Source organism: bacterium, assembly GCA_016708315.1.
In the GTDB taxonomy this organism is placed as follows: Bacteria; Zixibacteria; MSB-5A5; order CAIYYT01; family CAIYYT01; genus JADJGC01.
Window position 1 is genome coordinate 102,717 of sequence record JADJGC010000004.1, and the last position, 12,941, is coordinate 115,657.

Annotated in this window: 14 protein-coding genes; 13 read left to right on the plus strand and 1 reads right to left on the minus strand. The window is 50.6% G+C overall.

Annotated elements, in window-relative coordinates:
• Positions 1–225: 225 nt before the first annotated feature.
• Positions 226–441, plus strand: a complete 216-nt coding sequence (locus tag IPH59_05740) for a hypothetical protein (protein ID MBK7091209.1) — start codon at positions 226–228, stop codon at positions 439–441.
• Between the two features lie 725 nt (positions 442–1,166).
• On the opposite strand, the gene IPH59_05745 is transcribed toward IPH59_05740, so the two are convergent.
• A complete protein-coding gene (locus IPH59_05745; protein MBK7091210.1) occupies positions 1,167–1,370 on the minus strand; it encodes a hypothetical protein in 204 nt (67 codons plus the stop codon).
• Positions 1,371–1,522: 152 nt separating this feature from the next.
• Here IPH59_05745 and IPH59_05750 point away from each other — a divergent pair, with 152 nt between their 5' ends.
• The 12 genes from IPH59_05750 (at position 1,523) to IPH59_05805 (ending at position 12,860) form a co-directional block, all read left to right on the plus strand.
• Positions 1,523–4,507, plus strand: coding sequence for a hypothetical protein (locus IPH59_05750; GenBank protein ID MBK7091211.1), 2,985 nt, complete (start codon positions 1,523–1,525; stop codon positions 4,505–4,507).
• 57 nt (positions 4,508–4,564) lie between these two features.
• Complete coding sequence (locus IPH59_05755; protein ID MBK7091212.1) at positions 4,565–5,401, plus strand: isocitrate lyase/phosphoenolpyruvate mutase family protein; 837 nt, start codon at positions 4,565–4,567, stop codon at positions 5,399–5,401.
• A 120-nt stretch (positions 5,402–5,521) separates the two neighbouring features.
• Positions 5,522–6,001 carry a hypothetical protein gene (locus IPH59_05760; GenBank protein ID MBK7091213.1) on the plus strand — a complete coding sequence of 160 codons (480 nt, stop codon included), beginning with the start codon at positions 5,522–5,524 and terminating at the stop codon, positions 5,999–6,001.
• Positions 6,001–6,393, plus strand: a complete 393-nt coding sequence (locus IPH59_05765; protein ID MBK7091214.1) for a glyoxalase — start codon at positions 6,001–6,003, stop codon at positions 6,391–6,393. Before IPH59_05760 ends, IPH59_05765 begins: the two co-directional genes overlap by 1 nt.
• Before the next feature lie 60 nt (positions 6,394–6,453).
• On the plus strand, positions 6,454–6,993 hold the full coding sequence (locus tag IPH59_05770) for a hypothetical protein (GenBank protein ID MBK7091215.1): 540 nt from the start codon (positions 6,454–6,456) through the stop codon (positions 6,991–6,993).
• 19 nt (positions 6,994–7,012) lie between these two features.
• On the plus strand, positions 7,013–7,339 hold the full coding sequence (locus IPH59_05775; GenBank protein ID MBK7091216.1) for a hypothetical protein: 327 nt from the start codon (positions 7,013–7,015) through the stop codon (positions 7,337–7,339).
• Positions 7,340–7,403: 64 nt separating this feature from the next.
• Positions 7,404–8,393 carry a GDP-mannose 4,6-dehydratase gene (locus IPH59_05780; GenBank protein ID MBK7091217.1) on the plus strand — a complete coding sequence of 330 codons (990 nt, stop codon included), beginning with the start codon at positions 7,404–7,406 and terminating at the stop codon, positions 8,391–8,393.
• Between the two features lie 122 nt (positions 8,394–8,515).
• Complete coding sequence (locus tag IPH59_05785; GenBank protein ID MBK7091218.1) at positions 8,516–9,466, plus strand: SDR family oxidoreductase; 951 nt, start codon at positions 8,516–8,518, stop codon at positions 9,464–9,466.
• Positions 9,459–10,352, plus strand: coding sequence for an exosortase/archaeosortase family protein (locus IPH59_05790; protein MBK7091219.1), 894 nt, complete (start codon positions 9,459–9,461; stop codon positions 10,350–10,352). The genes IPH59_05785 and IPH59_05790 overlap by 8 nt, the downstream gene beginning before the upstream one ends.
• The gene (gene epsI / locus IPH59_05795) at positions 10,349–10,987 is read left to right on the plus strand and encodes an EpsI family protein (protein ID MBK7091220.1); all 639 of its coding nucleotides are present in this window, start codon (positions 10,349–10,351) and stop codon (positions 10,985–10,987) included. The genes IPH59_05790 and epsI overlap by 4 nt, the downstream gene beginning before the upstream one ends.
• Before the next feature lie 34 nt (positions 10,988–11,021).
• On the plus strand, positions 11,022–11,909 hold the full coding sequence (locus tag IPH59_05800; protein MBK7091221.1) for a decaprenyl-phosphate phosphoribosyltransferase: 888 nt from the start codon (positions 11,022–11,024) through the stop codon (positions 11,907–11,909).
• A 36-nt stretch (positions 11,910–11,945) separates the two neighbouring features.
• Positions 11,946–12,860 (plus strand): hypothetical protein, encoded by a 915-nt coding sequence (locus tag IPH59_05805; GenBank protein MBK7091222.1) that lies wholly within the window; start codon positions 11,946–11,948, stop codon positions 12,858–12,860.
• The last annotated feature ends 81 nt before the right edge of the window (positions 12,861–12,941 follow it).

The following is a 12,941-nucleotide window of genomic DNA, read 5'->3' on the forward strand; positions in this document are numbered from 1 at the left end:
AACGATCAAGAATACAAATTGCTAAGGCCGACAGCATAAACCATCACATGAAAAGAGACTTGTCGACCGAATCGATACTGGAAGGGCTCTTTGAGATTGACGATAACTTCCGTGTAAATTTCGTTGGTGGATTTGATGAGAGCCAAGCAGAACCAAAATCAAAATCGACGAGTTGTTTTCGAACCGAGACAGAATTCGCGCCTGGATGGGAGGATGCAATTCCTATTGAACCGACAAGGTACGTATCGTCTCGAGAATGGCCAGCTTGTCTTTGACACGGAAGCTAATCTCCTTGGCTACAATCAGTTTGTCGACCAAGTTCACGCACTTTCGGATGAACATGAAGCGTGGTTAAAAGGTGCTCAACAGCTTGAATCAAAGGTTGCGAATTCGCGAAAAATGAGGCGTTTCTCAGAAAATTTCCGCAGCTTAGGACTGTAGTCAGGCTTGCAGTACGGCACCAATCGACGCAAATGCTGAATGAGGAGTGTTAAATGGATGGGCAACTAAGTGAGCCCGGTTGAGGATGGACATGAGGTTTCGAGTAACCGAGCACCAGATATCGAGTCTGCCGTCTCCGAGTTGTTCGAACGGCAAGATCGGTGTCTGAACACCGATTCTTTCTAACTATTCTTCAACTTCTCGCATTCGTTCCAGACGGTCGAAAAAGTGGCCTGACGGACGGCCAAAGCGTGACCTCTGACCGGTTCCTGGTTGGGAATGAGCAGTTTTGCGAATTCATTTCTGCTTTGGCAGCTACAGACTTGTCAGAAACAGAGACAGATTCAGAGCGTAATTTCTTAAGGGATTGCAGATGCTCGCATACTCACAGTTCTGGGAACTCCTTGAAATTCAGACGTTGCTTCTACAGTTGTCATTGATTGCGAACAATGAACAATATGATCCGAATCTCAGGAGGGATTCGCAGGCTCGTGTTTAATGGGGACAGATCATCAAAGAAGCAAGAGCTGATTTGAAGATTGGAAGTATTACACTTTCGTCAGTCAATTTCATAGCAGATTTGGTGAGCTTGAATGGATGAGGACGACAAATGATATTCGTCAAGGCTTAAAATGGACACCTCTTTGCAGACACGCTGAAGTTTGTATCCTCTTTGTTTGCTGTCAGAAGGAACGCAGAAGAGAATCTAATTGAAAAATGCCCATTTAAGTTCCGGTGTTCTCGATTGGGCGAATTTCGGTTTGTGGACAACTGCTGATGAAGTCGTCTAACCCCACCTTCTCTTCCCTCCACGCCTCCGGCTGTTTCATCATCCTCAATCCCTGGGACATCGGCTCGGCGAAGATTCGGCAATCTATGCCTCTCTTGCGAAAGTAGCGACCATGCGGTTTGGGCGTGAGAGTTTCCAATAGTAATTCTCCTTGACATCACCGCCTTTTGAATCTACTCTTGAGTACTGGCGCGACTCAGAGTATCGAATTGCTCAATATTGACTTGCTTCTCCCGTGCCGGAGCTAACTTGAATTTAATCAGAATCGATTCAGAGGAATGGGAGGGTACCATGCAGAATCGCTATTGGTTGACTGTGATGTCACTTCTCGCGGTCATATGGCAGTCAATTCTGATCGCAGCACCTGCGGTTCAGGAAACAGGCGAATTGAAATTCAAAGATGCCTATTGGGACAGTATCGGCGGCAGCTACCCGCCTGGAACCGATTTTGTTTTTCTTCAGTTGAATGACCCTGACGCGAACGACTATTCAACCGCTTCGGACAGCGTGATAATTATGATCGAATGCGAAACTGGGGACATGGAGAGCATTTTCCTGTCCGAAACTTCTATCAACAGTGGAATTTTCAGGGGCGCTCTCCCACTAGTTTTAGAGACCTCGAAATTTCTAAGTCACCTGAAGCACAAGTATCCCGAGGGCTTTCCTCGAGAGGACAGTGACGGAACGCTTATCGCTGAAGAACTGTCAGAGTACGAAGGAATGACCCGCGTAAAGAATCTGGCAATTGGAGACGGCGCGCTCCAGGTGTCGGCAGGTAGCAGCGTGATTGCCACATACCATGATGCTCTCAACGATTGGGGAGTTGAAGAAGATATCTCAGTGCAAGTGATTTATGGCGGCTGGGAGGGATACGTCAGTGGAACCTGGAACGCAGAGAACAGCCCCTATGTTGTCGTAGGGGATGTTATCGTTGGCTATGGGTATAGTCTGACACTTGCTCCGAGTACAAGGGTCGAGTTTATGCAAGACGCGTCTTTGAGAATTGACCAGGGCGCAACGTTGCAGATCTCCGGGGCGCTTGACGATAGCGTCTACCTCGTATCAAAGGTCGACAATCCTGCCGACTCAGAGTTTTGGGGGGGAGTTATTCTTGGCTTCTACGCTTCGTCACCTCTGAATGTTGATATCTCATATGCCGTAGTCGAACATGCTCGGCTCGGTCTAGATCTGTCTGGTGGATCCCCCACCATCTCCGACAGCCGAGTCTCCTATTGCGGCGATAATGACAGTTATTACAGCAATCGGGCAGTTTTTGTGAACGGACCTTATCAGATTAGCGACTGCGTGATCGAGAATAATTACGGAGATGGGCTGTTAATCGGATCAGATCAGGGCAGCATTATAGGAGGAGCGATTCGTAATAATTATGGAAATGGCATTGTGGTGAATGGAGGCCCCGCAGTTATAACTGGAGTGAGCGTCTTGAAAAACGGAGGCAATGGCATCCTGATTCAAACCTATGGCCCGACGAATCAGCCCACTATTCACCAATGCGAGCTGTTCGATAATTCTGAATTTGACGTTATGACAAATGCGAGCAATGATGTCGATGCCAGATTCAATTGGTGGGGAGATGCCACAACCGCTGAAATAAATACCGGACCCAATCCGAAAAATCTCTCAAGGATAAGCGACTATTTTGACTACTCTTATCGGGGCAAAATCAAGTATGGCGGCTGCGTATCTTGTCCTCCGGCTGGCTCGTCCGGCATATTGTCCTTTGCTGACTCCTTTGGTAACGATCTTTCCAGCAGTTACGCGCCACTGACTGATTCTGCTTTTGTTAAACTTAACGATGATGACCTGAATGTAAATCCTGCTGTTTCTGAGAGCGTCACAGTCAGCATCACCACAGACTCCGGTGATGACGAGTTCCTAGTGCTATACGAGAGAGACAGCAACAACTCCGAATTTCGCGGCAGCATTGCCTTTGACTTGCTGGTCACGAAGTTGGTCAAAGGAATTCACGAGAACTATACTGAAGGACCGAGTTCAGATTCAGAGTTCCAAAGGGCGGTGGACGAGCAATTGACGCTTCAAAACGAATCAACTAACTCTATGCGCGCGGATAATGACGGTGCGCTTCAAATATCTCCCGGCGAGAAAATCATTGTCGAGTATGTCGACGCATTGAATGAATGGGGTTCACCTGAGGCTATCCAAGACGTGGTGCTCTATGGCGGTTGGGCAGGCTATGTAAGCGGCGTCTGGCCTAAGAGCAACAATCCATACGTAGTTGTCGGAGACATAAGGATCGGACCGGGATACAGCCTTACTATTGAAGCAGGGGCAGTAATCAAGTTCATGCCCTTTGCTTCGCTGTTGGTTTCTGAGTCCGCAACCTTGCGAGTGTTGGGCAACCAAACTGACAGTGTTGTATTCGCAGCATACTACTCTTCTCCCGCTGACTCGCAAATCTGGGGTGGAATCCAAACGACTGGCTCGAGCTATCGACCGAGCAAGATGGAAATCTCTCATGCGGTCGTCACGTATGCCAGAAGCGGCATCAGAGCCACAGGCGGAGGAGGTACTTTCAAACTCCAGCATTCGCGAGTAGCAAACTGCGGCAGTAACTACTACTATGGGGGAGAGCAGGGCGTCTATGCTAACTCACCCCTTGAAATCAGCGATTGCATTCTCACAAACAATCTCGGGGACGGACTAGTTGTGTCCGGGGCTTCGGGGACAGTGAAAGATTGTGAGATGAGTTTCAACTCGAACGCAGGTATTCAAATTCAAGACAGCAAGATTGCTTTTGAGCGCGTCAGTGCCATCAAGAATCTACAGGACGGAGTAAGATTCTCGTACTCTTACAATGACGCCGATCTTCCGACCTTCCACCATTGTCACCTTTACGATAACACGCTATGGGACTTCTACAATGGTTCCAATCTCGACATCGATGCGAAATACAATTGGTGGGGCGAAGCAACGACAATCGAAATGCGCAATGGCTCTAATCCAAAGAACATTACAAAGATCTATGATGAATTCGACAATAGTTACAGCGGAATAGTGAAGTATGGAGGATGGATGAACTTCCCGTACGTGAAGGGAGACATCAACGGGGATTATCAGTTGGACATTTCTGACGTCGTTGGGCTTATCAGCTATTTGTATGCGGGTGGAGCAGTACCCGACCCAATAGAGGCAGGAGACTGCAATTGCGACGGTAGAATCAATTTGACTGATATTGTGTTTACGATTAATTATGTCTTTGCCGGAGGACCAGAGCCGGGTTCAACATGTCCATAAGACCAACGGATTCCAAATCCTGAACTGAAAACGTGCAATTGAAGCGACGAAGTAATCATGGCTGAAAGCAGACACGCGACGTTAGTCTCTACCCTATCCACCCTCCACGCCTCCGGCTGTTTCATCATCCCCAATCCGTGGGATATCGGCTCGGCGAAAATTCTCCAACATATCGGCTTCAAAGCGCTGGCAACAACCTCGGCCGGATTCGCCTTCTCCCGCGGCCTGCCCGATGAAGCAACGGCGCTGTCGCTGAACGACGTTCTCGCCCACATCAAAGAAATCGTCGAGGCCACACCGCTTCCCGTCAATGCCGACTTTCAATCCGGCTATGCGGATGATCTGGAAACACTCGCCCGCAATGTCACACTCTGCGTCCAAACCGGCGTCGCCGGACTCTCCATCGAAGATGCCACCGGCGACGACACTTCGCCGCTCTACGACCGCGCCATCGCCATCGAACGCATCCGCACCGCCCGCAAAGCCATCGATGCCACCGGCACCGGCGTCCTGTTGACTGCCCGCTGCGAGGCTTTCCTCGTCGGCGATCCCGATGCCGAACGTATCGCTCTCGACCGTCTGGTCGCCTTCGCCGAAGCCGGCGCCGACTGCCTATATGCGCCCAGAGTCACCAGCGCTGAAACGATCAGCCGCATCGTCAAAGCCGTCGCGCCCAAACCGGTCAATGTGCTGATGGTATCACCCGTGCCCGGCCTGACATTCGCGCGCCTTGCCGATCTCGGTGTCCGCCGCATCTCGGTCGGTTCGGCACTGTCGCGTGTCGCATTGGGAGCCTTCATCCGCGCAGCAACCGACATCCTGAAGTCCGGCACATTCGACTCACTCGCCGATTCCGCCCCATTCAAGGATCTGAACGACATCTTTAAGACATAACATTTACATAGGCCTGGACTGGACTTCTCCCCTCGCCCTTTGGGAGAGGGGTCGGGGGTGAGGGCGTAGCTTGATTTCTCCCCCTTGACACCTCGTCCAAAAACACATTAAATTCCCCCCATGAAACCGACACCACTCATCGAAGCCGACCCGGTGCATGTCGCCTCGGTCAGCGCCATTATCAAATCACTTTATGACTCGATCTCGTTCAAGCAGGGCGACGCCGCCGACTGGAAGAAGATGCGCTCGCTGTTCATTCCAGACGGTCGTTTGCTGATTCCCAAACGCGCCACCACCGACTCGATTTCGCTCACGACCGAGCAATTCGTCGAGCGCGGCAAAATCGTCTTCGCCAATGAGACCTTCGCCGGCAAAGGATTCCGCGAAACCGAAATCGCCCGCCGCGAGGAGGCATTCGGCTTCATCCGGCACATCTTCAGCGCCTACGAAGCAGTCTTGACCGACATCGACGACATGGTCATCGGTCGCGGTATCAATAGTATCCAACTGCTGTGGGAAAGCGAACGCTGGTGGATCGTCTCGATGGTCTGGGACGACGAGCGCCCCGACAACCCGATGCCCGACTGGGCAAATCCGTGATCGACGCGCTCTTCATCCTATATGTTGCCGATCAGGAGAAGAGCACCCGATTCTATTCTCGCGTTCTTGGTCGCGCCCCCGATCTCAACGTCCTCGGAATGACCGAATTCAAACTGAATGACGGCAGTATTCTCGGCTTGATGCCGGAGTCTGGAATCAAGCGGCTTCTTGGTGACCGGCTTCCCAATCCAGCGGACGCCAACGGAATCCCAAGGGCAGAATTGTATCTCTCAGTGCCAGATGCTGACTCGTTTCATCAACGCGCACTTGCTGCCGGCGCGGTCGAGTTAAGCGCAATGGAACTCCGTTCCTGGGGACATCACGTTGCTTACAGCCTCGACCCCGATGGTCACGTGCTCGCCTTTTGCGAAATCCCTACAATCACTTTGTAGAGAGACATATCTGTAAACAAATCGGTCCTCTTTGCGTCTAATCTTCGGGAGGAGTCTAACATGTATCAAGTCGTCTTCAGGGTGGCGGCAGTTGCGCTTCTTGGCTTGCTCTCTCTCCAATGCTCCGATCCGCCCTACAAGCCGGATACTCTTTATGTCAATCTCGGAAATACATTCGACCTTGATTACGAGCAGTCTGCGGTGGTCATCAATCAAAATCTCAAAATCACTTTTCGCGGCATGTTTTCCGAAAACCGCTGCTATGGACAGCCAAATTGCATTGATCCGGGCTTCGTCGAGGCCGCAATCAAGGTGCAATCCACGACCGTGGGCTCGACGGAATTGATCTTAGGCAAGTACGGCCTTTCCTGGACCGATGAAGCGCGCGCATTGTCGAAAACCTGGAAACGGATACAACTTCGAGCTTCACGCTGTGCGACCCGACCCTTACGAACTCGTCATCGCCAAATCATCGACATCACCTCTACCGCCGTGGCGAATCACACTGCGCGTCGTCGAAGAGTCACCGAAATCTGCTCTTGTCGAGCCGGTGACGCCGGTCTCGTACACGCCGACGCAAATCACTCTCGACCCGTTTGATCTTGACAGCGTATCGATTGTGGCAGACACTTTGTTTGTCCACATCGCTCACGGCGGCGGCTGCAAGAACCATTACTTTTTCATGTACATGTCCCCTGGTGAATTCGCCGAGTCCAATCCCGTTCAGGCCAGTCTTTACCTGCGTCACGACAATAACGATGATGATTGCCGCGAAGGTTGTCAGGATGAGCGCTGTTGGGTCAACACGACTTTGCGCTTCGATCTAACGCCGTTAAGGTCGCACCACCAAGTAACCTATGGGACTCCCGGTCCGATTTTGCTTAACGTCTATGATTACTTCACCGAGATCCCCGACGGAAAAATGCAAGTCTTGTACAGTCCGTAGGCAACCGTACCGCCGTAAGATTCTCTTCTTGCGTTAATATCGCCAACATCGCAATTATACAGACATGGAACTGAAGAACTGCTCCGTCCTCGTTACCGGTGGCGCCGGATTCATAGGCAGTCACCTTGTCGAAGCATTGCTCGTCAAAGGCGCACACGTCCGTGCATTTATTCGCTATAACTCACGCTCTGACCGAGGCTGGCTCGAGACTCTACCGAAAACGACTTTGGAGAATGTTGAGATTATCGCGGGCGATATTAAAGACTCTGATGCCGTCCGCAATGCCGCCAAGGGCTGCGAAGTAGTATTTCATCTGGCGGCACTAATCGGGATTCCATATTCGTATATCCATCCGCGCAACTATGTCGACACGAATGTGATCGGAACAACCAATGTTTTAACTGCTTCGTTAGATCATGGCGTTAAACGAGTCGTGCATATCTCAACTTCTGAAGTTTATGGCACTGCTCAATACGTTCCGATTGATGAGAACCATCCCAAGGTTGGCCAGTCACCATATTCGGCATCAAAATTGTCTGCCGACCTTCTGGCGGATTCGTTCCATCGGAGCTTTGGTTTACCGGTCGTTACAATTCGTCCATTTAATACCTATGGACCGCGCCAATCATTGCGAGCCGTGATTCCGACGATCATCTCCCAACTTCTCAGTCGGCGTGAACTTAAGCTCGGGGCAACGACACCTACGCGGGATTTTACATTCGTAACCGACACTGCCTCTGGCATGATTCGTGGGGCTGAAGCCGACGAAGCCGTCGGCAAGACAATCAATCTCGGGACGGGAAGTGAAATCTCGATAGGCGACTTGGCAATACTGATCGCCAAACAGATGAACATTGAACTGGAATTCCAACGCGACCCAAACCGAATACGTCCCGGGGATTCCGAAGTGGAACGATTGCTTTCCAACAACGGACTGGCTCAAAGTGTATTAAAGTGGAAGCCTGAAGTGGGGCTCGATGAAGGAATCAAACGAACCATTGCCTGGTTCAGCGAAAATCCGTCATCAAGCAGAATTGACGAGTATTTCCGCTGATCCAAGTGTATGAACTTTGGCGTAGTTCAAACGACTTCAGCATATTGGACCTATCTCGAGTCAAGGCCAAGGCTCTGAATGTCGATATGAAAAATGAACTCATTGCGAGAGGATAAATTCTTATGAGATATTTGGTTACCGGAGGCGCCGGGTTCATAGGTTCGAACATCGTCAAGGCTTTAGTCAGCAGAGGCGACAAGGTTCGCATACTCGACAATTTCTCAACCGGCCGTCGTCAGAACCTAAAAGAAGTCGAAAACGATGTCGAAGTTATCGACGGCGATATTTGCGACTTCTGGGTTGCCCTTGATGCCTGCCGCGATATCGACTTCGTTCTTCATCAAGCAGCGCTTCCATCGGTAAATCGCTCGGTCGAGAATCCTCTTACTGCTAACCATGTCAATATCAATGGCACGCTCACCATGCTTGAATGTGCGCGCCGTAACGGTGTCAAGCGTTTCCTCTTTGCATCTTCTTCATCAGTCTACGGAGACACCCCGACATTGCCCAAGAGAGAGGATATGCTCCCCGCCCCGATGTCGCCATATGCGGTTAACAAGATCACCGGGGAGTACTACCTTGGTGTCTATTCCGATCTTTACAAAATGCCCTGCGTGGCGTTTCGCTATTTTAATGTTTTCGGACCCAATCAGGATCCTAACAGCCACTACGCGGCGGTTATTCCCAAGTTCATCAACGCGCTTCTTGCCGACGAACAACCCACGATTTTCGGTGACGGACTGCAATCGCGCGACTTCACTTACATTGACAACGTCGTCAATGGCATCATCCATGCCTGCGAAATGAAAACGGTCGTGCCCGGCGTTTACAACCTTGCCTGTGGCGGACAGTATACGCTCAATGAATTGCTGAAGGATCTGAACGAATTGATCGGGAAGAACATTAAGGCTCGTTTCGAGGATGCCCGTCCCGGCGATATCAAACATTCATTCGCTGATGTTTCCAAGGTCGAACGTGTACTGGGCATCAAGCCGACTATCGATTTTCGTGAAGGATTGGAGAAGACCATCGCATTCTATAAACGTGAGGCAATGCTGACGAGCCGTGTCTAATCACACGATCCCTAACACGCCAGGCTCCGGCACTTCATTGGCGCTTCCCTGGTGGCAACTTGCCATCATCGGCGCCGTCATTTTGATGATGTACCTGCCGATTCTCATCGGCCTCGCCGGTGACTGGTACAATGATGATAATTATTCACATGGATTCCTGATTATCCCCATCAGTCTCTGGTTAGTTTGGCGCAAGCGTGATATTCTTCGCACCATCCCGCTGGAGTCAAGCAAGTGGGGTATTCCCGTCATTTTAGGATCACTCGTGGTTTTCATATTAGGAACCGCGGGAATGGAGTACTTCACAGCGCGGGTTTCGATGGTGAGCCTGATGTTTGGCGTTACTCTCTATCTCGCCGGATATCGCTTCGCTCGAGAAATCTGGTTTTCATTCTTCTTTCTACTGTTCATGATTCCAGCGCCTTACATCATTTATTATAGCGCAACCTTCCCTTTGCAAATGCTCGGTTCAAAGATCGCCGCAGTATTACTAACCATTGTTGGAATTCCGCACCTGAGGCAGGGAAATGTCATTCACTTGCCCGACAACTACTCGCTTGAAGTTGCCGAGGCTTGTTCAGGACTTCGATCATTGGTAACACTGCTTGCTCTTGGTGCCTTACTTGCCTATTTGACTCAAAATTCCAAATGGAAAGCCGTGACTCTTTTTGCTGCCACAGTTCCAATTGCAATCGCCGCCAATATCTTCCGAATTTGTGTTACTGCCATCGGCGCTTACGGGGTATCGCGAGCACTTGCCGAGGACTTCATTCACGAATTGTCCGGCACAATTGTCTTCATGTTCAGTTTGATTTGCCTTTTGATTCTCAGCAATGTTCTGAGGCTCGGCGAGAAGCGGGACGAAACTGAGGGAACGAAACTTTGAAGAAGTTCTTGATTATTCTCCTGATTCTCGTGCCGTTTGGCGCGATGGCGACAGTCCTTCGTTATATTGCCGTTGAGCCCGAACAGCCGTCGCAATTGACGCAGATGCCGCTTGAAATCGACGGCTGGAAAGGCGTAGTCTTTCCGGTTGGCGAGGCGACCGCGTCGGTATTGCAGGCGACCGAGATACTTCTGCGCGGTTACACTGATACCAGCGGCAACTACGTGGGGCTTTACATCGCCTATTTCCAGGACCAGAAATACGGATCACAAATCCACTCGCCGCGACATTGTCTTCCCGGCGGAGGATGGGTACTGACCGGACTCGAGCACGTCCCCTTCAGCCTTGGAGATCGAAGTATCGATGTGAATCGCATGACGATCGCCAAACGCAGTCGCGTCGACCAGATGTTCTATTGGTTCCATACGCGCTCAGGTGATCTCGCTTCCGAGTACTCCCTTAAGTTCGACCTCGTCCGCAATTCCCTCTTGTTATCTCCGACCGATGCGGCTATTATTCGCCTGACCGTTGGACAAGGCGACAGAAGTCAGGATGAATGCCAGCGGCTGGCGGAACGCTTTATGCAGACCATTCTGCCTGAAGTTCGCAAAGCGTTGCCTTTCGACACAATATAGACACCGCTATCTCGGTGAGAGTCCAGACAAATTCATGTTAATGCGCGCCGTTATCAGCATCATGCGCCCGGAGCAATGGGTCAAGAACCTCATTGTTTTCGCAGCATTGATCTTCGCCCGCCGGTTTACCGATACGCAGGATGTACTCCATTCATTGCTGGCGTTTGGAATCCTCTGCTTTCTCTCATCCGCCATTTATATTGTCAATGACCTGCACGACCGCGAACAAGACAGCCTGCACCCGACCAAGAAATCGCGGCCGTTGGCTTCCGGGGCGCTTTCACCAATAATAGCCCGTTTGCTTGCTGTGACTCTCATACTCGCAGGTATGGGAGCATCGTTCTTGTTGCCGCGCGAGTTTCTCTACATCGTCATGATTTTCGTCGCTTTCAATATCCTCTACACAGCGCTCCTAAAGACCATTGTTATCATTGATGTCATGTCGATTGCTGTTTCATTTGTACTGCGCGCCGCTGCCGGATCGTACGCAATTTCGGTGGAAACGTCGCCGTGGTTAATCGCCTGTACTTTTCTTCTTGCACTATTTCTCGGATTCGGTAAGCGCCGTCACGAGCTGCTAATTCTCAAAGACCAGGCCGTCGGGCACCGCGTTTCATTGAAAAAATACTCGCCCTACTTTCTCGATCAACTCATCGGTGTCGTCACTGCTTCGACGGTTGTTGCGTACACCTTTTATACACTCTCGCCCGAAATTCAAGAAAAGCTTGGTGTTCAACACCTCGAGTTAACAATACCCTTCGTTCTCTACGGTATTTTTCGGTACCTATACCTGATTCACCAGGAAGAACGAGGCGGCTCTCCAACACGGCTGCTGCTGACCGACATGCCAATACTAATCAATATTGTCTTGTGGTTTCTCTCGGTGATGGCGATATTCTGGGTGACTGGGGGAAGACAATAATCAGCTGTTTGGCTTTGTTTGTGAGGGTTATCTAATATGAACCGCATTAAGATCTTCTTGCCGATTTCCGCATTTCTTTTACTCTCGTTCGCCTTTGTTGCTTGCTCTTCCTCATCATTACCCAAGGATCCAATGGATGCCATGCGTGCCTTGCTCCCGGGACGGACAGCTTTAAGCGGACTCACTCTGAAAGACACAGCGATTGTATTTGAGCGAAACACCGTCTGGGACCACTTGGGACAGAGGGCAGAGATGAACTTGAATAATGGTCTCGACAAGATGTCGACTGCCACCTACGCGTCATCCGACAACTCAAGTTCAATGACCATTGACCTAATCCTCTATCAGGAACATGTAAATGCTTTCACGATGTTTGCTCTTCAGCGCAATCCGGAAGCAAGATTCCTCGACATCCTTGAAGAAGCCTACATTCTTGGAGACACACTCGGGTTCCTGAAAGGGAAGTATTACGGCAGAATCCTGCGCAGCGGAAGTGTTCCGGACACTGAACTTGAAAAAGCTGCCAGAATGATCACCGATAAAATCATCGACTCGGTATCGGCTTTCCCGAAACAGCTTGATGTGTTTCCGACCGATGGCCGAGTCCCTCATTCTGTATTTATGTTGGCGCGAACCCAGGATCGGGCAGAGGAAGTTCCGGAGTTTTACGGCTGTCAATACATCGAAAATGCGGACACCGTTACGCTCTACTTTATGCTGAACTCTCGCGTTGGAATCTCGACTGCTACCGAGACTCTCTTGGGCAAAGAGGGACGTGTTGATCAATGGCTCATGGAGGGGCAGTACCAATCTTTGGTTGGCCTCCACCCGACTCTCGGAACAATCTTTTGTGCCCAAAACGGCAGCACCTTGGCGGCAGTGAGCGGCTATTCCGATTTAAAGAACGCCAAGTCTCTGGTGGAGCGTTTCTTCCAGAGCTTTACCGAATAATTACGCATGGCCGATATCCCGTGAGTAGGGATATCGGCCAGTACTTCCAATTGTAACAAATGCCGACGCGACCGTGCCAAT

Coding starts and splice junctions, on each gene's coding strand:
- IPH59_05750 (MBK7091211.1), top strand. CDS start 1,523: ATGCAGAATCGCTATTGGTTGACTGTGATGTCACTTCTCGCGGTCATA.
- IPH59_05755 (MBK7091212.1), top strand. CDS start 4,565: ATGGCTGAAAGCAGACACGCGACGTTAGTCTCTACCCTATCCACCCTC.
- IPH59_05760 (MBK7091213.1), top strand. CDS start 5,522: ATGAAACCGACACCACTCATCGAAGCCGACCCGGTGCATGTCGCCTCG.
- IPH59_05770 (MBK7091215.1), top strand. CDS start 6,454: ATGTATCAAGTCGTCTTCAGGGTGGCGGCAGTTGCGCTTCTTGGCTTG.
- IPH59_05780 (MBK7091217.1), top strand. CDS start 7,404: ATGGAACTGAAGAACTGCTCCGTCCTCGTTACCGGTGGCGCCGGATTC.
- IPH59_05785 (MBK7091218.1), top strand. CDS start 8,516: ATGAGATATTTGGTTACCGGAGGCGCCGGGTTCATAGGTTCGAACATC.
- IPH59_05800 (MBK7091221.1), top strand. CDS start 11,022: ATGTTAATGCGCGCCGTTATCAGCATCATGCGCCCGGAGCAATGGGTC.
- IPH59_05805 (MBK7091222.1), top strand. CDS start 11,946: ATGAACCGCATTAAGATCTTCTTGCCGATTTCCGCATTTCTTTTACTC.